Annotated in this window: 28 protein-coding genes; 18 read left to right on the forward strand and 10 right to left on the reverse strand. The window is 33.9% G+C overall.

Annotated elements, in window-relative coordinates; all coding sequences use genetic code 11:
• The first annotated feature begins 7 nt into the window (after positions 1 to 7).
• From EQM13_RS02150 to dagF, 4 genes are read left to right on the forward strand one after another with little or no spacing between them, the layout of a single operon-like run.
• A complete protein-coding gene (locus tag EQM13_RS02150) occupies positions 8 to 727 on the forward strand; it encodes a DUF4311 domain-containing protein (protein WP_128751827.1) in 720 nt (239 codons plus the stop codon).
• Positions 728 to 742: 15 nt separating this feature from the next.
• Positions 743 to 1,405, forward strand: coding sequence for a DUF4310 family protein (locus EQM13_RS02155; RefSeq protein WP_206172777.1), 663 nt, complete (start codon positions 743 to 745; stop codon positions 1,403 to 1,405).
• A 27-nt stretch (positions 1,406 to 1,432) separates the two neighbouring features.
• Entirely contained in the window at positions 1,433 to 2,557 is a 1,125-nt protein-coding gene (locus EQM13_RS02160; RefSeq protein ID WP_128751828.1) for a DgaE family pyridoxal phosphate-dependent ammonia lyase, read from the forward strand.
• Positions 2,558 to 3,301, forward strand: a complete 744-nt coding sequence (gene dagF / locus EQM13_RS02165; protein WP_128751829.1) for a 2-dehydro-3-deoxy-phosphogluconate aldolase — start codon at positions 2,558 to 2,560, stop codon at positions 3,299 to 3,301.
• A gap of 117 nt (positions 3,302 to 3,418) precedes the next feature.
• Here the strand turns inward: dagF and EQM13_RS02170 are convergent, their stop codons facing one another.
• Entirely contained in the window at positions 3,419 to 3,931 is a 513-nt protein-coding gene (locus EQM13_RS02170; RefSeq protein ID WP_206172778.1) for a hypothetical protein, read from the reverse strand.
• On the reverse strand, positions 3,912 to 4,106 hold the full coding sequence (locus EQM13_RS02175) for a hypothetical protein (RefSeq protein WP_206172779.1): 195 nt from the start codon (positions 4,104 to 4,106) through the stop codon (positions 3,912 to 3,914). Before EQM13_RS02175 ends, EQM13_RS02170 begins: the two co-directional genes overlap by 20 nt.
• Positions 4,107 to 4,168: 62 nt before the next feature.
• Between EQM13_RS02175 and EQM13_RS02180 the strand changes: the two genes are divergently transcribed.
• Positions 4,169 to 4,570: a hypothetical protein gene (locus tag EQM13_RS02180; protein WP_128751831.1), complete on the forward strand. Its 402-nt coding sequence runs from the start codon at positions 4,169 to 4,171 to the stop codon at positions 4,568 to 4,570.
• Between the two features lie 146 nt (positions 4,571 to 4,716).
• On the forward strand, positions 4,717 to 4,905 hold the full coding sequence (locus tag EQM13_RS02185) for a DUF2281 domain-containing protein (RefSeq protein WP_128751832.1): 189 nt from the start codon (positions 4,717 to 4,719) through the stop codon (positions 4,903 to 4,905).
• A 161-nt stretch (positions 4,906 to 5,066) separates the two neighbouring features.
• Here the strand turns inward: EQM13_RS02185 and EQM13_RS02190 are convergent, their stop codons facing one another.
• The 6 genes from EQM13_RS02190 to EQM13_RS02215 form a co-directional block, all read right to left on the reverse strand.
• Complete coding sequence (locus tag EQM13_RS02190; RefSeq protein WP_128751833.1) at positions 5,067 to 6,302, reverse strand: ABC transporter permease subunit; 1,236 nt, start codon at positions 6,300 to 6,302, stop codon at positions 5,067 to 5,069.
• Between the two features lie 3 nt (positions 6,303 to 6,305).
• Positions 6,306 to 7,193, reverse strand: coding sequence for an ABC transporter ATP-binding protein (locus EQM13_RS02195; protein ID WP_114219708.1), 888 nt, complete (start codon positions 7,191 to 7,193; stop codon positions 6,306 to 6,308).
• A 135-nt stretch (positions 7,194 to 7,328) separates the two neighbouring features.
• A complete protein-coding gene (locus tag EQM13_RS02200; protein ID WP_206172981.1) occupies positions 7,329 to 8,399 on the reverse strand; it encodes a sensor histidine kinase in 1,071 nt (356 codons plus the stop codon).
• Complete coding sequence (vanR, locus tag EQM13_RS02205; protein WP_128751834.1) at positions 8,386 to 9,084, reverse strand: VanR-ABDEGLN family response regulator transcription factor; 699 nt, start codon at positions 9,082 to 9,084, stop codon at positions 8,386 to 8,388. Before vanR ends, EQM13_RS02200 begins: the two co-directional genes overlap by 14 nt.
• 163 nt (positions 9,085 to 9,247) lie before the next feature.
• Positions 9,248 to 9,685 (reverse strand): PTS sugar transporter subunit IIA, encoded by a 438-nt coding sequence (locus tag EQM13_RS02210; protein ID WP_161567153.1) that lies wholly within the window; start codon positions 9,683 to 9,685, stop codon positions 9,248 to 9,250.
• Positions 9,682 to 11,181 carry a BglG family transcription antiterminator gene (locus EQM13_RS02215; protein ID WP_128751836.1) on the reverse strand — a complete coding sequence of 500 codons (1,500 nt, stop codon included), beginning with the start codon at positions 11,179 to 11,181 and terminating at the stop codon, positions 9,682 to 9,684. The genes EQM13_RS02210 and EQM13_RS02215 overlap by 4 nt, the downstream gene beginning before the upstream one ends.
• 193 nt (positions 11,182 to 11,374) lie before the next feature.
• Between EQM13_RS02215 and EQM13_RS02220 the strand changes: the two genes are divergently transcribed.
• From EQM13_RS02220 to EQM13_RS02240, 5 genes are all read left to right on the forward strand, one after another.
• On the forward strand, positions 11,375 to 11,692 hold the full coding sequence (locus EQM13_RS02220) for a PTS sugar transporter subunit IIB (protein WP_128751837.1): 318 nt from the start codon (positions 11,375 to 11,377) through the stop codon (positions 11,690 to 11,692).
• A gap of 20 nt (positions 11,693 to 11,712) precedes the next feature.
• Complete coding sequence (locus EQM13_RS02225) at positions 11,713 to 12,963, forward strand: PTS sugar transporter subunit IIC (RefSeq protein ID WP_128751838.1); 1,251 nt, start codon at positions 11,713 to 11,715, stop codon at positions 12,961 to 12,963.
• A 21-nt stretch (positions 12,964 to 12,984) separates the two neighbouring features.
• Entirely contained in the window at positions 12,985 to 13,320 is a 336-nt protein-coding gene (locus EQM13_RS02230; protein WP_071139827.1) for a PTS lactose/cellobiose transporter subunit IIA, read from the forward strand.
• A 47-nt stretch (positions 13,321 to 13,367) separates the two neighbouring features.
• Positions 13,368 to 14,807, forward strand: coding sequence for a glycoside hydrolase family 1 protein (locus EQM13_RS02235; RefSeq protein WP_128751839.1), 1,440 nt, complete (start codon positions 13,368 to 13,370; stop codon positions 14,805 to 14,807).
• 199 nt (positions 14,808 to 15,006) lie between these two features.
• Positions 15,007 to 15,927 (forward strand): ribokinase, encoded by a 921-nt coding sequence (locus EQM13_RS02240; protein ID WP_128751840.1) that lies wholly within the window; start codon positions 15,007 to 15,009, stop codon positions 15,925 to 15,927.
• Positions 15,928 to 15,978: 51 nt separating this feature from the next.
• On the opposite strand, the gene EQM13_RS02245 is transcribed toward EQM13_RS02240, so the two are convergent.
• Positions 15,979 to 16,995, reverse strand: coding sequence for a LacI family DNA-binding transcriptional regulator (locus tag EQM13_RS02245; RefSeq protein WP_128751841.1), 1,017 nt, complete (start codon positions 16,993 to 16,995; stop codon positions 15,979 to 15,981).
• A 136-nt stretch (positions 16,996 to 17,131) separates the two neighbouring features.
• On the opposite strand from EQM13_RS02245, the gene EQM13_RS02250 reads away from it, so the two are divergent.
• Positions 17,132 to 17,956 carry a carbon-nitrogen hydrolase family protein gene (locus tag EQM13_RS02250; protein ID WP_128751842.1) on the forward strand — a complete coding sequence of 275 codons (825 nt, stop codon included), beginning with the start codon at positions 17,132 to 17,134 and terminating at the stop codon, positions 17,954 to 17,956.
• 116 nt (positions 17,957 to 18,072) lie between these two features.
• Positions 18,073 to 18,957 carry a DMT family transporter gene (locus tag EQM13_RS02255; RefSeq protein ID WP_114218366.1) on the forward strand — a complete coding sequence of 295 codons (885 nt, stop codon included), beginning with the start codon at positions 18,073 to 18,075 and terminating at the stop codon, positions 18,955 to 18,957.
• Between the two features lie 78 nt (positions 18,958 to 19,035).
• Here EQM13_RS02255 and EQM13_RS02260 read toward each other — a convergent pair whose 3' ends face one another.
• Positions 19,036 to 19,269, reverse strand: coding sequence for an L-rhamnose isomerase (locus tag EQM13_RS02260; RefSeq protein ID WP_240662984.1), 234 nt, complete (start codon positions 19,267 to 19,269; stop codon positions 19,036 to 19,038).
• 24 nt (positions 19,270 to 19,293) lie between these two features.
• Here EQM13_RS02260 and EQM13_RS02265 point away from each other — a divergent pair, with 24 nt between their 5' ends.
• The 5 genes from EQM13_RS02265 to EQM13_RS02285 all read left to right on the forward strand — a co-directional run bounded on the left by EQM13_RS02265 (position 19,294) and on the right by EQM13_RS02285 (position 21,831).
• Positions 19,294 to 19,665, forward strand: a complete 372-nt coding sequence (locus tag EQM13_RS02265) for a sensory rhodopsin transducer (protein WP_071139820.1) — start codon at positions 19,294 to 19,296, stop codon at positions 19,663 to 19,665.
• A gap of 561 nt (positions 19,666 to 20,226) precedes the next feature.
• Positions 20,227 to 20,640, forward strand: coding sequence for a hypothetical protein (locus EQM13_RS02270; protein WP_114218365.1), 414 nt, complete (start codon positions 20,227 to 20,229; stop codon positions 20,638 to 20,640).
• A gap of 40 nt (positions 20,641 to 20,680) precedes the next feature.
• Positions 20,681 to 21,139: a PTS sugar transporter subunit IIA gene (locus tag EQM13_RS18805; RefSeq protein WP_161567154.1), complete on the forward strand. Its 459-nt coding sequence runs from the start codon at positions 20,681 to 20,683 to the stop codon at positions 21,137 to 21,139.
• Positions 21,120 to 21,425: a PTS sugar transporter subunit IIA gene (locus EQM13_RS18810; RefSeq protein ID WP_114218363.1), complete on the forward strand. Its 306-nt coding sequence runs from the start codon at positions 21,120 to 21,122 to the stop codon at positions 21,423 to 21,425. Before EQM13_RS18805 ends, EQM13_RS18810 begins: the two co-directional genes overlap by 20 nt.
• Positions 21,426 to 21,549: 124 nt before the next feature.
• Positions 21,550 to 21,831 carry a PTS sugar transporter subunit IIB gene (locus EQM13_RS02285; protein WP_071139818.1) on the forward strand — a complete coding sequence of 94 codons (282 nt, stop codon included), beginning with the start codon at positions 21,550 to 21,552 and terminating at the stop codon, positions 21,829 to 21,831.
• Positions 21,832 to 21,874 lie beyond the last annotated feature (43 nt).

Genomic DNA, 21,874 nt, shown 5'->3' on the forward strand with positions numbered 1-21,874 from the left:
TTAAAAGATGATAGGAATAATAATTAAATCCATTATTATCGGAGCAGTCGGCGGCGGAGCAATAGCTGCAGGTGCTTCAAGAATGTTCTATGCACCGGAAATTCAATCTATGGGCGCTTTCAGAACGTTGGGGGAATTAAATGCTTGTAAAGGAGATGCAGTTACCCACTTTTCCTTCGGCCTCGGCTTCTTTTTTAATGCCGCGGCCTCGGCAGTAGGTGCAGGAGCCTTGACTCAAGATGTATTTCACAGAATAATTCCGAACTGGGCGGCAGGAGTACTTTTATTGAAAAATAAATCGGTGAAAGAAACTTTAGAAGATCCGGCTAAAATGTTTATTTCCGGTTCGGTAATCGGAGCAGTAACGGTTTTATTCATGAATACCATAGCTTCGGTTATACCTAAAGTAGCGGCAGTAACGGCGAAAAATATTCTCGGACCAGCATCGGATCTGATGATTAATCCCATAATGCCTATAATATTTTGGTTGGCTGCATTGGATTCAGGCAAGATTACAGGAATATGGGCTACAATTCTCGGGGGATTTTCCCATATGATTATGGGAAATGCGGTACCGGGATTGGTCCTTGGGATATTGATAGGGCAATCAGTGGAATCAGGCGGGTATAATAAATCCGTTAAGATTATGATAGGAGTTGTTACGGTTCTTTTTGTTGTAATAGCGTATTTCAGAGGATTTTTTGATAAACTGGTAGGAATATTTTAAAGGAGGGGAAATGATATGGAAAAAGCTAATAATAGTTTTATGAGTAAATTCAGAAGTTTTTTGTTAAAAGATTCGACTTTTCCGTTGTTAGTGGCTTTAGCCGCCGCAGCTATTTTTGCCGGCACTCATATGTATGTTACTCATGGAGTTGGGGCCTTTAATGAAATATATATAGTCCAAATGCTTGATGAAGGCCTTCAAAAAGGTGATTATGCAGCAGCGGCGGCCTTTTCAACAGGATTTTTGATAGCAAGAATATTAGAGGGTCCGTTGGTTGGAGTATTGGATATTGGAGGTTCCTTATTAACAGGTGTTGGTATAGGAATTCCAGCTCTAATGCTGGCTTCCGGTATAAGAGGACCTATTGACAATTTTGGACTGGCTTTGATTACCGGAGGATTGATAGGATTAGCCATAGGAATAATAGTGATTGGTATAAGAAAATTGATGCCTAAAGGAATATCCTCTTCGGGGACAGATATAATGATTGGAGCCGGAAATGCAACGGGAAGATATTTAGGCCCTCTTATTATAATATCTTCAATATCTTACAGTATTCCTGCGGGTATAGGGGCTTTTATAGGAGGGGCTATTTTTTATAAAATAGACAAGCCCATTGCCGGAGGAGCAATATTAGGGGCAATGATATTGGCAAGTTTCTTCCCGATACCTGTTTAATAGACTAAAAAAGAGAGGAGAAATTATATGAGTATTTACAAAGATATGGGACTAAAAGATATAATAAATGCAAGCGGTAAGATGACTGTTTTGGGATGTTCTACTCTTGACAGAAGGGTATCCGATTATATGAGAGAAGCTTCCGACAATTTTGTTGAAATGGAAGAACTGATTAATAAGGCAGGAGAAATAATTGCCCGCTATATAGGAGCGGAGGACGTATGCGTAACGGTAGGTGCAGCGGCAGGAATAGCCATATCTGTGGCAGCAATATTAACAGAAGGGGATTTGGACAGGATAGAAAAATTACCCATATTTGAAAGTGATAAAAAAAATATAATTATACAGAAAGGTCATGTTGTAAATTTTGGGGCACCTATAGTCCAAATGATAAAATTAGGGGGAGGAAATCCGATAGAAGTCGGACAAGCCAATAAAGTAGAGAAATACAATATAGAGAATAATATTAATGAAAATACAAAAGCCCTTTTGTATATTAAATCTCATCACTGTGTTCAAAAAGGGATGGTGTCCTTAGAAGATATGATAAATATAGGTAAAAAACATAATATACCCGTTATAGTAGACGGAGCCGCGGAAGAAAATTTGAAAATCTATTTACAGAAGGGGGCAGATTTAGTTATCTACAGTGGGGGAAAGGCTTTAGCCGGACCTACATCAGGGTTCATTGCAGGGAGAGAAGATTTAATTGAAAACTGCAAACTTCAATATAAAGGTATAGGCAGAGTAATGAAAGTAAGTAAAGAATGTATTGCAGGATTGATTAAGGCTGTGGAAATTTACTTCACCGACGACCATAAGGCAAAAGCTCAAAAACAAAAAGAAAAGATGGAATGGTTAATGGATGAAATAAATAAAATAGAGGGTTTTTCATCTGTTATAGAAAAAGATGAATCAGGAAGGGAAATATACAGACTTAAAATTTCCGTAATACGAGAAAAATTAAATATGAGTGCAGAAGAAGTAATCAAATATTTAAAGAACGGAGACCCTTCCATATTTACGAGAAACCATTATTCAAATATAGGAATAATTTATATAGACCCACGGCCCCTTAATGAAGGAGAGGAAAAGATAATATTAAACAGATTTATAGGAATCGGTAAAATAGGGAAAGAAGGAAAGAAATAAATGAAAGGTAAGATAAAATTTTATAAAGACAAGATTGCATTAAATTTATTAGCAAGAGATGTAAAAAATGCCTCCGATATCAATGATACTTTAGAAGGACATGAAATTATCGGAGTACTTTCCGATAGGTTTGATAAGGTAGAAGATGGAGTTAAATATGTAAATGAAATGCTTAAGTATGTTTCTGCTGTTTCCGTAGGATTGGGGAATGGAAACCCCAATCAATGGGAAATGGCGGCAGAAATAGCCAAAGAAACGGATTCCGGTCATGTTAATCAGGTTTTCCCCACGGCAGGGTATACTCAAGGATTGTTAGAAGGTTCCGGAGCAAATAATACTTTAGTAAATGCTCTTATCAGTCCTACAGGAACAGTTGGCAAAGTAATAATTTCAACTGGACCTTTCAGCAGTAAAAATAACATTGTTGTAGACATAGATGATGCTTTACTGATGTTGAAAGACTGCAAAATAAAATCCGTCAAATTTTATAACATTCATGGGCTTAAACATATTAAAGAACTAAAAGAAGTGGCGAAAGCTTGCGTCAGAAATGGAATCCCTGTGATTGAACCGACAGGAGGAATAGATCTGTCAAATATTTATGAGATAGTCAGAGTGTGTGTGGAAGCAAAGTGTGAAAAGATAATACCTCATGTCTACAGTTCTGCTGTGGATAAGAAAACTGGCCTTACGGATTTAAATATAGTTAAAAATTTATATGATGAAATAAAGAGGGTAGTTTAATATATAAATAAAATATTAGTGCCATGAACTAACTTGTTAAACCCTGAGAGACTGTACAGAAACATATTTATATAATAATGCATTAAACCGACTTTCCGTACAGTCTTTAAGGGTAATTTATCCATTTCTACTTAGCCTGTTGTCCCCATATATTATATTCCTATTTCTTGCATTTTTGTTTACGAGGAACCTTTTTGATGAGGCAAGTAACGAATTCATCTGTGAATCCCGGAGAAATCCTGCAACAGTAAATTCTTTTCCGCATATAACAACCTGCTCTCCCACTTTTGCACTGCCATCTTTCATGTAGGATATGGGAATGTAGATTTCTCCAGGGGATACTTTTATAACTTTCCCGTCAAGGTCAAGGAGATAATCGAATTTTTCACTCTGTGTACATAAGCCGTTATCCTGAACACTATTTGCAAGTGAGTTTTTTCCAATTATAATCTGTGCGCCATCAATGTTGAGAAATTCAAGTACCTGGAATTCATCAACATTGCCGTTTTGTTCTGCAAAGGCCCCAAGCTGTGAAATATCAATTTCTCCTGAGTGCATCTGCATAAAATGCGGAGTTTTTGCTTGTTCCATTTTTAAAAGAATTTTTCCATTATTTATTGCTGTTTTCATTTTTTTTATCAAACATCTGCATAATATCCGTAAGACTTCCTTTTTCAGCGCTAAGGAGTCTTCCCACGTTGAAAATAAAAGCCTGTATACGTAAAGCCCTTTCTTCTTTTGTCATTTCAACCATATCATTATCAAAAATAGTATTCGTATATGCAACGATCATTTCCTTTAACAATCATATTATTAGTCGTAATCTTATTTAGCATTAATTATAAAAGGAAAGGGACTTTTGAGGAATTGGTATTAAAGGAATATTTGGAGACTTCTAAAGCTAAAGATTTTGATCAGATTGTTTTTTGGGCTGATGATTTTCATAAAACGGAAAACGATGCTGACAAGATTGATGAAATACTGAATAAATTTAACAGCCTTCAGGGAACGGAATACAAAGATGGTCCCAATGCTTGGTTCCTTTATACCATCTTTTTAAAGAACAGTACTACCGGTGAATCTTTAGCCGTTTCCGTAATGGAGGATAATTGGCTGTGGATTCATGAGGATGTACTTTCCATAACTGAAAATAAAAAAGACAACATAACCGAGATGAAATACGTAAGGACAGAAAAATATTTTAAAGTTACAGATGGAAATATAGATTATGATTATTTTGCTACTCTGATGAATTCTATTGATGAGTAAGGCAAATAGTTGAAAGCATATGACAATATATAAAATTGTATAAAAACTATCAGTACAATGATATGGTGAACGGCATCATAGACATGGAGATTTTGATAGAAAATATAAAATTTATGATATAATAATAGCAGAAAAGAGTGTTCAATATGAAAGAAATTGATACATTGCCTCCAAAGTTATTAAAGGAAATAGCTGATTATATAAGCTATGTAAAGTACAAATATGGAATAAATGATCAACCTATAAAAATAGATGAATTTACATTAGTAAGTGAAAAGAGCCTTGCAAAGGATTGGCTGAAACCTGAGGAGGACGAGGCATGGAAAGATTTGTAAGAATAGTATATAGTATGGCATCATCATGTCTCATCTAATAAAATTAAATATATTTTTAACTTAATGGGAAAAGTTACGGCGGCAACCTCTTTATGCCGCCGTTTGCTGTTGTATAAGCAAAAAACAAATGATAGCTTTAAATTTTGTTTCAAAACTGCCGTTTAAGCTTGATGCTTGCAATAGGCGTGTACAGCCATCAAAAGGAAAATTGGAATTTCAACTGCTGCGGATACCAGTATGACATCAGGCGTCCAAAGGCTAATTTGGCCAATATGCAAGTAGTTAAGGTCAGTCAGCTGATATAACAGATTATTCCTCATGCCAACTCCTGCTGATGGCAAAATAGAACTAATCCAGTTTTCACCCACGGCTGAATACGCAAATATGGGAAGCAAACACGATACAAAGGCAATCAGGATTACAGTCAGCGAGTCTTTGCATTTAGCTGACAGAAATAATGTGAAGCTGACCGTTGCAAGTAAAGAAAGTAAGCCGCCGACCGCTATAACAACTTGCAGTTGTCCGAGATTAAGAGCCGGGAGGCTGATAGTAGAGAATAACATTTGTATGGATGTTTTCATGCACTCCGTCCCAAAGGCAAGATCGGAAATGAGTAAATGTAAAAGGATACATACAACGAAAGTTACAACAAAAATCGTTAAAGCGGCCGCTACTTTCATAATTGCCAACCGGAAACGCCCATGCTTTGTGCAACGCAAAATACTGTCAGAGCCTGTCTGATATTCACTTGAAAATGTAGGTGCGGCAATAGCGGTACAAAGAATGACACATACAAAAATGAAAAATTCAATGTAATCAAAGGCATCCCTTGAATATCCGGCATATAACTGAAAAGGTGTTTTTACCTCTGCGTATTTTTTCACGGCCTTCTCTTGTGCAACTGATCCCTTTTGCTCTAATTGCATGTAATCTTTTAGGTGCTGCACAGTTTGCTCATAAAAGCGATTAAATTCGTCCGGAGAAATATCCTTTAAATCTGCCGCCATACCGGTTTTGGGGTCAGCAAACGCTTCTCGCACTCCTCTTCCTAAAAGTACGCTGATTGGAGAAATCTTTTCCGTATAGACATCAAACGGAAAATTTTCACTGTCAACGTCTCCATATTGGGAAACAGTGCTTTGATATGTTTTTAAGGCAGCTTTGAGCTTTTCGGGCGTGACTTTACCATTATGGACGGAACGAATCGATTTTTTATAGGCAATCGCCTTCAAACCATTTAATTCAACAATTTTCCCGTTATCGTCTTGATAATTGATGGATTCAAACATTACGGGAAGCCAAGCCATTGCCGCAGCCATTACTAAAGTAATAAGCAATAGAATCATAATGCGGCGTGATTTCAACACACGTTTCATTTCCAGCCAATAGATACGCATATGTTATTTTTCCTCCTTTCCAATATCATCTTGTGGGAATAACCACAAATACAAATCTTCTAAGCGCGGGGAAGCCATAACCGAGTTGCTTACTTTTGGTTCATCGGCCAAATAGCGAATGGATACTTGATTGTTGTCCTCGCCGCGCTGGTTGATAATACGCAACTGCATTTCATACATCGGCAGTTTGTCGGCAGGCACTATGCAAGTCCAGACTTTTCCCACGACTTGCTTCACTAATTCGTCCGTTGTGCCGACATCAAGAATTTTACCGGCTTTCATAATAGCATTTTGGGTGGCGATGTACTCAATGTCAGATACAATATGGGTCGATATGAGAACAATGCGGCTATGGGAAAATTCCGAAATGAAATTGCGGAAGCGAACCCGCTCGCCTGGGTCAAGGCCGGCAGTCGGTTCATCCATAACAAGGATTTTGGGGTCGTTCAACACCGCTTGTGCAATTCCAACCCGGCGCCTCATTCCCCCGGATAGTTTTACGATTTTTTTGTTTTTTGCATCAGAAAGGGTGAGGGTATCCAATAGACTATCAATTTTTTTTCTTGTTGTTTTTGTCGGTACGTCCTTAAGGGCAGCAACATATTCCAAATAATCTTTAACAGTAAAATCATGAAAGAAGCCAAATTCTTGCGGCAAAAATCCAAATAGATTTCTGTATTCTTCCCCCATAGTATGAATATTTTTTCCATCATAAAGGACTCTACCGCTGGTCGGTTTCATAATGTCTGCAATCATCAGCATCAACGTAGTTTTACCGGCCCCGTTGGCACCAATCAGGCCCCATACACCCGGCGTAAGGCTCAGGCAGACATCATCAACGGCGGTTTTATCCTTAAACTGTTTGCTAAGGTGTTCAATCGTCAGTTCCATGTCATTTCTCCTTTTCTTCTATTACAAAAGCAAACGCCCTTGTTCAATACATATTGTACTGAGCAAGAGCGTTTGAAACTTTAAGATGAACCGAATAAATTCCTAAGAAAATCCTAACATCGAATTAATGTTTTCCTAAGTCATAGTTGGCAGTGACACGGTAAACGTGACGGTATCATTTTCACTATGAGCGGAAATTTCTCCCCCGTGTAAATGGACTATTTCTTCTGCAATAGACAAGCCAAGTCCCGCTCCCCCTGTATCTGATTTGCGGGCTTCATCTAAACGATTGAATTTCTCAAAAATAGCAGATAGTTGATCAGAAGGGATCGTCTGTCCATGGTTTTCAAATGTAATAACGATTTTATTTTTGTTCACTTTTGCGGAAATAATAATTTCCGTATTAGGATAACTATATACAACAGCGTTTTTCAGAATGTTGTTGAACACTCTGGCTAACTTTTCTGAGTCTGCATAGACTGTCAAATTTTCATCTGCATGGAGAGTAGCATAATTTCCCTTGGCAGACAATATGGGATAAAATTCATCGATCAACTGTACGAGCATATAGTATAAGTCTACATTCTCTTTGGTTATCTTGATTTGTTGCGCATTGTATCGTGTAATTTCAAAAAATTCATTGATGAGCTTTTCCAACCGTTGTGCCTTTTTTAGTGCAATACCTACATATTTTGCCTTTTGTTCAACCGGAATATCGGGTGATTCATCAAGTAAACTTAAATAACCGATAATGGAGGTCAACGGTGTCCTAATATCATGAGCCAGATACATCACTAATTCATTCTTTTTGTTCTCTGTTTCTTTTACCGCCTGCTGACTTAACAGGACAGACATTTTAATTTGGTTCATTTGTTTTTCTATGTTCTTAAGGGGTTCGGATAGCTCTATGGTACTATCGTTTTGCTGATACACAGTTTGGGTAGCATTTATAATTTCCTGTAAATATCCCCAGGGCTTTTTCCAATAGTAATAGAAGATGCAGCAAAAACCAATAATCAGATACAAAAAATAGACCAAGTCAATTCTCAAATGAAACCACCTAAAAAACGGATTTGAAGACTGATTAAACCCATAGTCGGTTATCATGACTAAGGCATAACCAACCAGAGTATAGACTAACAGAGTAATATACAGCCGGAGCCGTAATTTATTTTCTATCGGATGATTTTTCTTAACCAATTTTATACCCCACTCCCCATATCGTTTTAATATATTTGGGTTCGTCTACGGTATCCCCCATTTTTTCACGCAAATGCCGGATATGAACAGTGATTGTGTTATTGCTTTTGCTGTAATATTCATCATGCCATATCTCATGAAATAATTCTTCGGCGCTTACTACGGTTCCTTTGCGTTCAAGCAAAATACGAAGTATGGAAAATTCCGTAGGGGTCAACGAAATAGGCTCTTCATTTAGCAGGCATTCATAGGTCTTTATATTTACTTCCAAGCCAAAATAGGAAAGAATCGGACTTATATCAGTTCCCTCTTTGAAGGAATTGTATTTTTTGTACCGGCGCAACTGTGCCTTTACTCTGGCAACCAGTTCAAGAGGGCGAAAGGGCTTTGTAATATAATCGTCAGCCCCTAAAGTTAAGCCTGTAATTTTATCTGTTTCCTCATCTTTGGCAGTCAACATAATCACCGGGAAAGTATATTGTTCGCGAATTTTCCGGCAAAGGGAAAACCCACTTATGTTCGGCATCATAATATCCAGAATGGCAAGGTCAAGTTCTTCTGTTTCAATGCAGGTTAAAGCATCTTTAGCAGAATAGAACTTGTAAACAACATAATTTTCATTTTTCAAATAGACTTCTATTAAGTCCGCAATCTCATATTCGTCATCAACGACAAGAATTTTATCGTTCATGGAATAACGCTCCTTTCTGCCATAGCTAAGTATATTATACCAGAATAAGTTTCCACAATTATGAATTTTAACATAAGAATTTACTAAGATTTTCATAAGATAGCAAAGTTATTTTTGTATTCATATAAGGAACAGAGCCGTATGGGATTTTGATACCAAACTTCTATATTTCTATCATATTTGTAATTGTAGCTAAGAATTCATCATAATCATTGCAATTTATTAATTTCTGTACATTTTTAGGTTCTGATAATACTTCAATTAAAATATCAAAGACATCTCTAAAGGTGGAACGATCGGTCTCACTTATTCCTATAAGTACAATGATATTAACATATTGATTTCCCCACTTCATGGGTTTTTCGTTGATTACCATGGATATAAAGGATTTATAAGCATTATGCTTTAAAGAGTGCGGCACAGCTACTAAATTATTAAAGGATGTAGGTGACATTTTTTCTCTTTGCTCTACCTCTTCATAGAACTCAGGATTTGCATATTTCAAGGCAATGACTTCATTTGTCAAATTTTTAATCATTAAATGTTCATCCTTTAAATAATAATTTCTTTTAAATAAAGTACTGCCGAATAAAGATTTCAAATACCCCTCAATTTTTTTTGCTTCTTTGCTCTTTTTATCATAGTTAGTTTAGAATTTATATTACTTACATCTTCATCACTTATAAATGGTGAAACTACTATTACATTATCATCATCGGATATTATTGGTACACATGAAATTATCATATCGGTTTTAATTTCTTTTAAACAGAAATTGTTTATAGAAACCATATTGATTATTTCTAAACTATTTTCAAAGATTTTTCTAATTTTATTATAAGCCTTTAGATGAGTATCATAATAATCTAAGTATACAAATACAGCCGTAACTTTTTTATTAAAGCTGTTATTTTTCTCTATTTCAGCACCAATGTGTATTGCAATAAAGGCTATTTCATCTTCAGATATATAAACATCTTCATATCGCTGTAATTCCAATGCAATAAAGACTGCAATTTCGTATATTAAAGGGTATGCCTCTTTAATCTTTGCAGTTAAAGGATTTTTTGTATACATACCGTTATATGTTCGTATCATCAAATTACGGATATGTATTGTAAATTTAGGCAGAAATTCATCGTCAAAAATATCAAATGAAAAGACCTCTTTTACTTTTTCAATAGCTTGCTTTGCTATATCTATATATTTACCTTCAATGAAATCCTGTATATTGTGTGAATTCACTAAAGAATAATTTATTTCCGAAGTGTAGCTTGAAATGGTTAGTGTTAAATAATAAAATTCGGATTCATTCATTGTAATACCGTAAGAATTATTTAAATACTTTTTGATTTCATCTGCAACTTTAGCTTCCTTAGTGTTTTGAATTTTTTCCATTTGAATATCTTCAGCAATATTTAATCCTTGCCTGATTCTTTGAACCATAACTATCAAATGGAGTGTTATATTGTTTAAGGCATAATCGTTGACAAATAGATTATTTTTGTTTAGAATCTTGTGAATTGAGTTTCTTATATTATTGTATTCAGTACTGTTTAATTCCATAGAAAACATAGCAAGAGCTTTCGTCGGAGTGAAATTTTCCGAACTTTCATTGTTTACAATGTATCTTATCATCTTTCTTTTATCTCTTTCAAGTCCAGACAGATAAAAATCCATTGAATTATTTTTTTTAATTACTATACTAAAATTTTTAAAAAATGCCTGCAAACTATTTATATCAGCTAAAATAGTTTCTTCGCTGACAAAAAGATCTGAACTAAGTACAAACAAGTTATAACCTTTAGGATGGGTTATTAATTTATTTCTAATAAAATTTATCCTTTGCTGAGGCGTTTCTACAGTGTTGTATTTATCATTGTTATTTAATATTAAATAGTAATTTTTTTTGTTAATTTTATATCCTCTGGAGGAAGAGAATATTAGCTCGTACCCTTTGTAAGTTGTATTTAGTTGTTTGATATAATTCCTTACAGTTCTTGTAGAAACAGACAGTAATATGGATAGTTCGTCAGAAGTAACCCAATCATTTGTTTTAAGAAGATGTGCTAATAACCTTTTTTTATTTTCCTCCATATTCGACAGCCCCTACTATTTTTTTATTATATCTCAGTATATATAAAATAATTTGACATAACAAATATATTTATTTCCTACCCTTGGGAAATAGAAATACTTGTTATGGGAAATACAATTGAATATTCTATAAATTAAGAGAAGTTAATATGAACAAATAACATAGATGGTTAAAGATCAGAAGGAGGAAAACATGAAAAAAATAAGAGTTTTGTTGGTATGCGGTTCTGGAGCCAGTTCCGGATTTATGGCAGTAAATATCAGAAAAGCGGCAAAAGTCAGAGGAATTGATATTCAAGTTAATGCAAGAAGTGATTCCGAAATAGGAAATTATATTGACGATTGTGATTTGATCTTTGTCGGTCCTCATTTAGAGTGCATGATTGATGAAATCAAAGAATATGAAGAAGAATTCCCTGTTAAAGTTGCTTTAATGAAACCGGAGTACTATTCGACTTTAGACGGAGATAAGGCACTGGATCATATTTTATCGTTATTTAATAAAAATTAAAAAATAAAGGAGGAAAAGGGATGAATAAGTTAATAAATTGGTTAGAAAATTCATTTGCACCGAAGTTGAATAAAATAAGCCATTTTAGTTGGGTTACAATATTAAAAGATTCAATTATGCAGATATTGCCTTTTATTTTGCTTGGTTCGGTATTTTGCGTATTGGCAATCCTTAATGATTATTTTCCGAATCTTCCCAGCTTTTGGACGCCTTTCGGATGGACTATGGGAAAATTATCTTTGTTTGTAGCATTTCTTGTACCGTTCAATTATTGCGAGAAAAAGAAATTACGTAAGCAGAGATTAATCGCTGGTTTGACCGGATTAATATTTTTCTTGATCTGTACTACGCCGGTTATTGTTAAAGAAGGGACTGTAGGTTTTGATTCATCTGCCCTTGGCGCCGGAGGCATGTTTGTCGCAATTGTTACCGGTATTATTACATCATTAATATTTGGTGCATTTGGCAAGTTTTCGTTTTTTAAAGAAGATTCGCCAATACCAGAATTTGTAAGAGTATGGTTTGATCAAATGCTTCCGATTTTTATAGTCGTATGTTTGGGGTGGCTTGTTGTACAAGTTAAAAATATTAATTTATACAATTTGATTTCTAATCTGTTTATGCCGTTGCAAAATGTTTTGAATACTTGGTACGGTTTTATGTTCATAAATTTCTTTGAGTGTTTTATTTATTCCATGGGAATTTCAGGCTGGACACTTACTCCTGTGACTCAACCGGTTAAAATGGCAAGTATTGCGGCAAATCTTGCAATGGTAGCTGCCGGGACAGCTACAGTAGCTAATATGAATTTGTATACGGAAGGAACTATTTATGTTACTTATATGTGGGTAGGCGGAGTTGCGTGTACCTTACCTCTTGTAATCATGTTAATGCGTTCAAAAGTAAAAAAATTAAAAGCATTAGGGAGAGTATGTATCGGATCAAGTATTTTTAATATCAACGAACCCGTAGTATTCGGATGTATTGCATGGAATCCATTATTAATGTTACCTATGTGGTTGCAGGGAATAGTTATATCTCTTCTCACATGGTTCTTTTGTAAGGTTATTGCTTTTGCTCCAATACCAAGGATTCAATTTGAACTATGGTATATGCCGTATCCAATTGGAACCTGGATTTCGACAAGGTCAATTAAAGCAATTTTATTTTTAATTTTGTCTGTTTTTGTGTCAGCGTTAATTTGGTATCCTTTCTTTAAAGTATATGAAAAACAAGAATATAAAAACGAACAAGCAAGTATACAAGAATAAATCAAGATAGGAGCAGATAAAATGAATGAAGAAATGGTTCAGAATGCAATGCAGATTATTCTTCATGCCGGAGATGCAAGGACAAGAGTAGAAAAAGCGCTTATTGCGGTTTCTATATTTGATTTTGAAACTGCGGAAAAAGAAATGGAACTTGCTCAAGTGAAGATTACCGAAGCGCACAAAGTTCAAACCGATGCAATTCAAGATGAAATTCGTGGAACGGCATCTGAAAGTTCATTATTGTTCACACATGCACAGGATACCTTGATGACAATTTACAGTGAGATCAATATTGCTAAACAACTTATTAACATTGCTAAAAGTTTAGATCAACGATTAAAAGTTTTAGAAAAATAAAATATATGAATTTCTAAAATTATTATTTAGAGAAAACGGAGGATAAAATGAAAAAAATACCGGAAGGTTTTCCAAAGGAATTCTTGTGGGGAGGCGCATTTGCCGCCAATCAAATGGAGGGTGCTTACCTTGAAGATAGGAAGGGATTATGTGTATCGGATATCAATGAATTCAGGGATGATATATCAATTGAGAAGAAATACAATAAAGAAATGACAAGAAAATATGTTTTAGAAGCATTAAAAAGCAAAAATAGAATATTTCCTAAACGTACTGGCATTGATTTTTATCATACCTATAAAGAGGATCTGAAATTACTGGGGAAGGACGGATTGGGCTTAAAATCCTATAGAACATCTATCAATTGGGCTAGAATTTTTCCTAATGGAGATGACAAGGAGCCGAATGAAAAAGGACTGAAGTTCTATGACAATTTAATCGATGAAATTATTAAAAACGGAATGATTCCCATGATTACCATGTCCCACTACGAAATGCCGTTAAACTTAACTTTAAAATATAAAGGTTGGTATTCAAAAGAAGTGATTGATTTTTTTTCAAAATATGGGAAGGTCCTTTTAGACAGGTATCATGACCGGGTAAAACATTGGATAATTGTGAATCAGATTAATCTGATTAAGCATGAGTCATTTAATCATCTCGGCGTTGCCGAAGATGCAGTTGAAAATGTTATTGAAGCAAAATATCAAGCAGTGTTTAATGAAATGATTTCCTGTGCTCACATTACAAAGTACTCCCATGATAATTATCCTGATGTGAAGATCGGGATGATGTTTTCCGGAGGTCCGGCCTATCCGGCGTCAGGTAAACCTGAAGATGTTTTTGCTGCGATGAAGCATAATCAGATGGAGTATTTGTATGGAGACGTTTTATTGAAAGGGTTTGTTCCGGGATATGCCTATCATTATTTTAGCGACAATAATATAAATATTGTCATCACAAAAGAGGATGAAGAGATTCTTAGAAATCATTGCGATTTCCTCTCTTTCTCATATTATTATACGATGTTATGCAGCAAAGAAAGTTATGAAAATGGAAATGAAGTTTTTAGAAATCCGGATTTACCTGCCAACCCATGGGGGTGGTCAATTGATCCTTTGGGATTAAGAATTTTATTAAATGAATTCTATGATAGGTACCAATGCCCCATTTATATTACCGAAAATGGGATAGGGCTATATGACAAACTTGAAAACGAAGAAGTGCGAGACACCTACCGCCCTGATTATTATCGAAAACATATAGAACAAATGAAGGAAGCAATAAAAGATGGAGTAGATTTGAGAGGCTATTATGCATGGGCACCCCTTGATATCGTGAGTTGTTCTTCAAGCGAGATGAGTAAACGATACGGGTTTATTTATGTCGACTTAGATGATTATGGAAATGGCTCAGGGAGACGTATAAAGAAAAACAGTTTTGACTGGTACAAAAAAGTAATTGAAACAAATGGAGAAGTTTTATAAAGGGTAAAATATAATTAAATTAATATTGTGTACAAACTTATAAACAAGTTAGGGAAATATAGAACCTAACTTGTTTATTATTAGAATCTAAATATCCTTTATTATTAATCCCTTATTGTTGGCTTGACAACGATTTCTTTATATGTTACCATATATAATGATAAAACGTTTTATCATTATATAATACAAGGAGAATGCTATGAATAATATTGTTATTTTAGGAAGCCTAAATATGGATTTAGTAATTGATATCGAACATTTACCTAAAATCGGAGAGACGATTTGTGGGCAAAATATTTCTTATTTTTTAGGAGGAAAGGGAGCCAATCAAGGGGTATGTGCATCCAGAGTGATAGATGGAGTATCATTAATCGGATGTGTAGGAAATGATTTTTTTGGCACTGTATTGTTAAAACAGCTAAAAAAAGAAAGATTAGATATCTCCGGAGTTAATATTATGGAAGGAATTTCAACCGGTGTTGCTTCAATTTTTAAAACCAGATATGATAACGCAATTGTTACTGTTGCCGGAGCCAATAGCTATTGCGATGTTCAAAAAATTAAAGAACAGACAAATCTTATACGAGATTCAAAAGTGCTATTATTGCAGCTGGAAATTCCAATAGATACTGTTGTTTACGCTATAAAAGAAGCAAAAAGCAGTAATACTAAAGTAATTTTGAATCCGGCTCCTTATCGTAATTTACCTAATGAGCTGATAGATTCAGTTGATTATATCACTCCTAATGAAACGGAATTTGAATATATGTATGGTTCAGAATTTAATGATGATAAATCCCTGGAGAAAGCAATGGTCTGTTGGCAGATGAGCCATCCTAATACCAGGTTGATTGTTACAAGAGGTAGAATCGGAGCTTCCTATGTTAAGGAAGAAATTGTAGCAACATCGGAATCTTTAAAGGTGAATGTTAATGATACCACAGGGGCCGGAGATACATTTAACGGATTATTTGCCTGCTGTATTGCATCGCAGAAGGAATTGGACTATGCAGTTAAATTTGCAACAACAGGTGCATCATTATCTGTTCAATATATTGGAGCCCAAACAGGAATGCCAACTCTAAATGAAATTAATAAATATATGGTTCAAAATGGGTAGAAGAAATGTTTATAGAGGGCCGTTTACAGGATATAGGCCCGCAGGCTGTTCTTATCTTAATTTTTGTACACTGTTTTTTTCAATTAAAACAGGAGATAAACTTATTATTTGATTTTTTGTAACGTTATTCAAATTTTCTTTTAATAAATCATAAGCTTTCTTAGCTAAAACAGGGATATCTTGGGCAACTGAAGTAATTTCATTTCCTAATAAATAACGATATAATACATTATCATAGCTAATGATTGAAATTTCCTTCGGAATACTGATTTTATGCTGAATTAGATAATTCATACAGCCAAGTGCCATCATATCATTGCTTACAAAGATAGCTGTAATGTCTTCATTCATGAGCGCTTTAGTTGCATTGAATCCTCCTAAATATCTGAAATCACCATCAACAATGTATTTTTTATTTATTTTTATGTTGTTTTCTTTTAGGGCATGACAGTATCCTTTAAATCTTAAAATAGAATTATTTACTTTATCCGGTCCTTTTATGCAGCCTATTTTAGAATGACCATTTTGTATTAAATAGGAAACAGCCTTATAAGCACCCAATTCATTATCATAAAAAACTTGATTACATTCAAAATTATCTAAATTTCTATCTACTAATACAAAAGGAATATTTAAATTTGCTAATAATTCTTTTATCTTTTTTTTATGCCTATAACTTTCTTGACCTAATACTATAAAAAGGCCATCTACCTTTCTTGAACTAAGCAAAGATATCGCCTTACAATCTTCATGATAACTATCATTTGTATTTATAATCATCAAAGAGTAGCCATCCTTTTTACAATTGCTTTCAATGCCTTTAGTAAGAGACGAAAAAAATAGATTTTCTAAGTCGGGAACAATTAATCCTAAAATTTTTGATATATTAGTAACAAGGCTTCTTGCAATTAAATTAGGTCTGTAATTACTTTTCTTTGCTATTTTAATTATTTCTTCTCTTTTTTCTTTTGATATTCGGCAAGGTTTATTATTTAACACTAAGGAAACTGCACTAATGGAAACGTTGGCCTTTTTAGCTATACTTTTTAGGGTGACTTTTTGTGACATTACTAATCATGCCTTTCTCTTAGTTAACTCTGTAACCGTATTTTATAATATTGTATAATAAATATAGCATATGTTAAAATATTTATCAATTATTTGAGTCTTCTATTTATTTAAATATAATATGAGGTGATTCAAAATGAGAAAATTCATCATTGCCGCACTTCAATTGAATTCGAATGATAATAAGAAACAGAATTTGAGAAACGTAATAACATTAATTGAAGAAGCGGCAGAAAGAAAAGCCAAAATAGTAGCAATGCCTGAAAATATGAATTATGTCGGAGTCGAAAAAGAATCGGAAACGATTCCGGGATATACAACAAATTTGTTGGCTGAACAAGCAGTTAAGTACAATATATATATCCACTGCGGCAGTATTAGTGAAGATAGTAAAACGGGCAGACCTTACAATACAACGGTATTTATTAATCCGAAAGGTGAAATAATTTGCAAGTACAGAAAACTACACATGTTTGATGTTGACATAAAAGAAGGACCTTCTTTCAGAGAATCCGATAACAAAACACCTGGGAGTGAAATAGTAACCATTGAAACGGAATACGGCAATTTAGGATTTTCAATATGCTATGATATAAGGTTTCCTGAAATGTACAGAATCATGGCATTAAACGGAGCACAAATAATCTTTGCACCGGCCTGCTTTTTAATGAATACCGGAAAGGATCATTGGGAACCTCTATTAAGAGCAAGAGCAATAGAAAACACATGTTATATAGTAGCACCTGCTCAAATAGGAATTAAACCGTCATATCAAGCATACGGAAAAACGTTAATCGTAGACCCGTGGGGAAACGTGATTGCAAAAGCTATGGATAAGCCATGTGTTGTAACGTCAGAAATAGATCTTGATTACCTTGAAAACATAAGAAAGCAGGTTCCAAGTTTAAAAAACAGGCGTTCTGATATTTATGACTTAAAAAAAGTAATTAAAAATAATTAAGATTATATTTTGCAAGTATAAAATTTTATAAACACTCTGTCCTTGACAGTGCTGTAAGATAAGTGCTAACATTGGAGGGTGGGCAATGCCTGAGTGTAGCTTAAGGAGCTGATCTGATGACGCGTTTTCGAGGAATTGTATGTGTAGCCATTTCGGCTATTTTGTTTGGATGCATGCCGTTAATGGCTAAAAAAATATATTTATGTGGAGGAAATCCGGTAAACCTTGCGTTTAACCGGTTTGTATTTTCATTACCAATTTTATTTTTATTAATGAAAAGATTTTCGGACAATATATACATAAATCCAAGACAAATTTTAAAAGTCTTTATTTTGTCTCTCGGATTTTCGGGAACTTCGATTTTGCTTATGTCTTCTTACAACTATATTTCATCATTTACGGCTACAACGATTCACTTTATATATCCCACTATTGTTATACTGATGGATGTTATAATATTTCGTGAAAAGATTAAGCCTGTTAAATATATATGCGCTATCCTTTGTACCATAGGGATCATGCTGTTTTATACTCCGGATCAATCGGGAAATATTATCGGCATAATTTTTGCACTTACTTCAGGAATTACATATGCTTTTTATATAGTTTATCTTGACAAAAGCAATATCGAAGAACTACCGGCCTTTAAACTTGCTTTTTATTTGTCGCTTATTTCATCAATCGAACTATTTTTATTTTCTTTTGCTACAAATAAATTAACATTTAATATTAAACCGTCAGGCTGGATACTAACTATTGTTTTTTCCATTCTTATTTCCACAGGTGCAACTACTTTATTTCAAATAGGAGTAAAAATTATAGGAGATCAGCAAGCTTCTATTCTCAGTACTTTTGAACCAATTACCAGCATGATTTTAGGAGTATTGGTTTTTAAAGAAATGTTGAACATGAAAATTTTTACAGGAGTATTTTTTGTTATCCTATCCATTATATTAATTACTATGTTTGACAGATCTACTGATAAAATAACTTTAAAATAATTTTTTTATAATCTAAAGTGAGTTTCAAAAGGGGCCTCTTATTTGATGGAAGCCCTTTTATTTGTTCCCGAATTCGTTTTAGATTCTTTTTAATAATTCCTCTTTTTCATATTTTTTAACTATACCATACCATTCATCTTGAATTGGTACATTATTTATATGGCAATGGTAGTTCCAGATATCTCCGAAAGGATAAGATTTAAGCTCCTCCATTAAGACTAATCTCTTAGTAAAATCCTCTTCTTCTTGTAGTTTTTTCAACTCGTCATTAGGCAAGAGAAGGGCAAACATCAAAGGGTATTCTGCTAACATAAGTTAAGAAGGAGGAAAAATTATATGAATAATTTAGGTTCTAAAGTTTGGATTATTCCAGATGGATTTTTACCTTTAAAAAGCAGTGGAAACCTTAAAAGCCATGAGGCGGTATGTGTGCTAAATTTAGGAGAGAAAGATGCAAATATAAATTTGAGTATCTATTTTGAAGACAGGAATCCTATGGAAAATTTTAAAGCTGTCTGTGGTGCCAAAAGGACTAACCATATAAGATTGGATAAGATCATGGACAACAAAGGGAATAAAATTCCTGTAAATATTCCTTATTCGATAAAAATAGAGAGTGACGAACCCATAATAGTGCAGCATAGCAGGATGGATACAACACAGGCCGAGATGACTTTAATGACAACTATTGCATATGAATTAAAATAATAGGAATTCCAAAGTATAATAAATGCTTCTATTTAAAATCAAACAAAGAAAATATACCAATAGTTTGAAGACCTAATTTAGTTCATTGCAGGTTTCTTCGAATTCATGGTTAATAAATTATGAGTTACTATCTTATCATTATATAGTTTTTCTATTAGTATTCCTCTAACATTACGGCTATTTTATAATAGCCGTATCATATTCTTCAGATCAAATGATTTTAATATCCAAATTTTATCCATTCATTATCTGTATTTACTTTATATTCTATATTTTCCTTTTAAAATTTTTCGTATATCCTATATCTTGTTCCCTCCTTGGCCTTATAATTTTTTATAATTATGCGCTACTGCCTACAGCGGTTAGGAAGCTAAATGGCAATTTTTTAACTAAACAGTATTGTTACGTATACAATAGGACTAATCTGATAATTATTCTATTTACTTGATTTAGCATAAAGTTTCAGTACAGTGAATGTTCTGAAAACAACAAAGATTGGGATGAATTGGAGAAGACATTGTTAAATGTCTAAGTTATAATAAAACTAAAGGAGTGATTTGTATGCAAATAGATTCAACAATGATAAGTATCATTGAAGATATTTGTACTAATGGAAGCCTAAGCATCTTGGAACTGGAATCAAAATATAATTTTACAAAGAGACAGCTCAGATATTGTATAGAAAAGATAGATGAATATTTAATGTCAGAAGGATTTAATTTGATAGTAAATGATAGTGAAGGATTTTTCGCAATTAATCATGAAAGATGTAATGAGCTCATGGGAAAGATAAGCAGTATCAAAGTCAAAAATTATTATTTCAGTAAAGAGGAAAGAATTAGGCTTATAATACTTTTTATTATCAGTAAAGAAGAGGAATTATCACTCCAGCATTTTATTAGTGCCTTAAAGGTAAGCAAAAATACAATATTAAATGATATCAAGGCTGCTCAGCAAAAAGCTTTTCGTGGTTAATCTTCCATTAACGCAAAACGGGAAAAACAAGCTCAGAAATATGGTTACGAGAGAAGTATATGGCAGCAGTTCAGTTGTACTGAACGTAGATAGAATATTAGAAATAATCGATGAAAGCTCTGAAATAAAGGACAGAAAAAAACTGAAAGCAGATATAAAGAAATATCTATTTGATGAATTAGGTGCGGAGGACGTTTCTGCAGAGGAAAACGAAACCCCCAATTTATCAGGTTTTATAACAGATAACCATATACAAATAACAGAACAGGTTATAGATTGGAAGCAGGCTATAGAAATTGCATCTATGCCGTTGTTAAAAGAAGGTTACATTAATCAAAGTTATGTACAAGCAATGCTCGATCAATATAGTTGGGATAGCCGCACAGTGATATGGGGATATGATATGGCTTTGGTTCATTCTAAGCCAAGTGCCGGAGGAAACCGGGTAGGTATGGCATTGCTTAAACTGAAAAAAGGGGTTGCCAGGTCCCATATATGATATTGCCGTACCCCATACTGATCCCGATTATGTTGTTAAACCGTTTATAGCAGTTGCAAGAACAAAGGAAGGAATTCCCTTTGTACAAATGGGAACCAGAGATTTACACCTTAAGACAAGGATAGTTTTTGTTTTGGGTTTTAAAACAGGCAAATATCAAGTAAAAATTTTGCAGACCCTTGTGGACTTGTTCATTCAGGGAACCATGGCTGAAGAATTTATGAAGGTTAATGACGAAGATGAAGCTTTAGAATTATTAAAAAATATAAAAATCGAGGGAAATTAAAAAGGACTCTATTATAAGCATCTTTTAATGCTTGATTATAATAAATAGTACGGCCGTACAGGAATTGTTTAACAAGCTTAGGAGTAATGCCCATATAGATATATAAATTCAGGAGGTGTTAATTGTGAAAAAATTTATTGTTGCATGTAATAATGGAGTTGCTACATCACAGACAATTGCCAGTAAAGTCAATAGCTTGCTGGAAGAGAGAGGAGTGAAAAATGCAAGGGTTGAAGCTGTAGATATAAAATCAATTGATACCTATTTATCTACTGCAGATGCTTATATCTGTGTTATAGCTCCCGATAAGGAATATGATTTGCCTGTAATTAACGGAGTTTCATTTTTAACTGGTGTGGGAGCTGAAGAAGAACTTCAGAAATTAATTGATATAGCAAATAGTTAAATAAAAAACCGTTTATGAGATATGATTGATGATTATTAAATTA

Origin of the sequence: Acidilutibacter cellobiosedens, from assembly GCF_004103715.1 — a bacterium.
In the GTDB taxonomy this organism is placed as follows: domain Bacteria; phylum Bacillota; class Clostridia; order Tissierellales; family Acidilutibacteraceae; genus Acidilutibacter; species Acidilutibacter cellobiosedens.

What these genes read in the sequence shown, in the direction of transcription:
- EQM13_RS02150 (WP_128751827.1), top strand. Translation starts at nt 8, where the DNA reads ATGATAGGAATAATAATTAAATCCATTATTATCGGAGCAGTCGGCGGC.
- EQM13_RS02155 (WP_206172777.1), top strand. Translation starts at nt 743, where the DNA reads ATGGAAAAAGCTAATAATAGTTTTATGAGTAAATTCAGAAGTTTTTTG.
- EQM13_RS02160 (WP_128751828.1), top strand. Translation starts at nt 1,433, where the DNA reads ATGAGTATTTACAAAGATATGGGACTAAAAGATATAATAAATGCAAGC.
- dagF (WP_128751829.1), top strand. Translation starts at nt 2,558, where the DNA reads ATGAAAGGTAAGATAAAATTTTATAAAGACAAGATTGCATTAAATTTA.
- EQM13_RS02170 (WP_206172778.1), bottom strand. Translation starts at nt 3,931, where the DNA reads ATGAAAACAGCAATAAATAATGGAAAAATTCTTTTAAAAATGGAACAA.
- EQM13_RS02185 (WP_128751832.1), top strand. Translation starts at nt 4,717, where the DNA reads ATGAAAGAAATTGATACATTGCCTCCAAAGTTATTAAAGGAAATAGCT.
- EQM13_RS02190 (WP_128751833.1), bottom strand. Translation starts at nt 6,302, where the DNA reads ATGCGTATCTATTGGCTGGAAATGAAACGTGTGTTGAAATCACGCCGC.
- EQM13_RS02195 (WP_114219708.1), bottom strand. Translation starts at nt 7,193, where the DNA reads ATGGAACTGACGATTGAACACCTTAGCAAACAGTTTAAGGATAAAACC.
- vanR (WP_128751834.1), bottom strand. Translation starts at nt 9,084, where the DNA reads ATGAACGATAAAATTCTTGTCGTTGATGACGAATATGAGATTGCGGAC.
- EQM13_RS02215 (WP_128751836.1), bottom strand. Translation starts at nt 11,181, where the DNA reads ATGGAGGAAAATAAAAAAAGGTTATTAGCACATCTTCTTAAAACAAAT.
- EQM13_RS02220 (WP_128751837.1), top strand. Translation starts at nt 11,375, where the DNA reads ATGAAAAAAATAAGAGTTTTGTTGGTATGCGGTTCTGGAGCCAGTTCC.
- EQM13_RS02225 (WP_128751838.1), top strand. Translation starts at nt 11,713, where the DNA reads ATGAATAAGTTAATAAATTGGTTAGAAAATTCATTTGCACCGAAGTTG.
- EQM13_RS02230 (WP_071139827.1), top strand. Translation starts at nt 12,985, where the DNA reads ATGAATGAAGAAATGGTTCAGAATGCAATGCAGATTATTCTTCATGCC.
- EQM13_RS02235 (WP_128751839.1), top strand. Translation starts at nt 13,368, where the DNA reads ATGAAAAAAATACCGGAAGGTTTTCCAAAGGAATTCTTGTGGGGAGGC.
- EQM13_RS02240 (WP_128751840.1), top strand. Translation starts at nt 15,007, where the DNA reads ATGAATAATATTGTTATTTTAGGAAGCCTAAATATGGATTTAGTAATT.
- EQM13_RS02245 (WP_128751841.1), bottom strand. Translation starts at nt 16,995, where the DNA reads ATGTCACAAAAAGTCACCCTAAAAAGTATAGCTAAAAAGGCCAACGTT.
- EQM13_RS02250 (WP_128751842.1), top strand. Translation starts at nt 17,132, where the DNA reads ATGAGAAAATTCATCATTGCCGCACTTCAATTGAATTCGAATGATAAT.
- EQM13_RS02255 (WP_114218366.1), top strand. Translation starts at nt 18,073, where the DNA reads ATGACGCGTTTTCGAGGAATTGTATGTGTAGCCATTTCGGCTATTTTG.
- EQM13_RS02260 (WP_240662984.1), bottom strand. Translation starts at nt 19,269, where the DNA reads ATGTTAGCAGAATACCCTTTGATGTTTGCCCTTCTCTTGCCTAATGAC.
- EQM13_RS02265 (WP_071139820.1), top strand. Translation starts at nt 19,294, where the DNA reads ATGAATAATTTAGGTTCTAAAGTTTGGATTATTCCAGATGGATTTTTA.
- EQM13_RS02270 (WP_114218365.1), top strand. Translation starts at nt 20,227, where the DNA reads ATGCAAATAGATTCAACAATGATAAGTATCATTGAAGATATTTGTACT.
- EQM13_RS18805 (WP_161567154.1), top strand. Translation starts at nt 20,681, where the DNA reads ATGGTTACGAGAGAAGTATATGGCAGCAGTTCAGTTGTACTGAACGTA.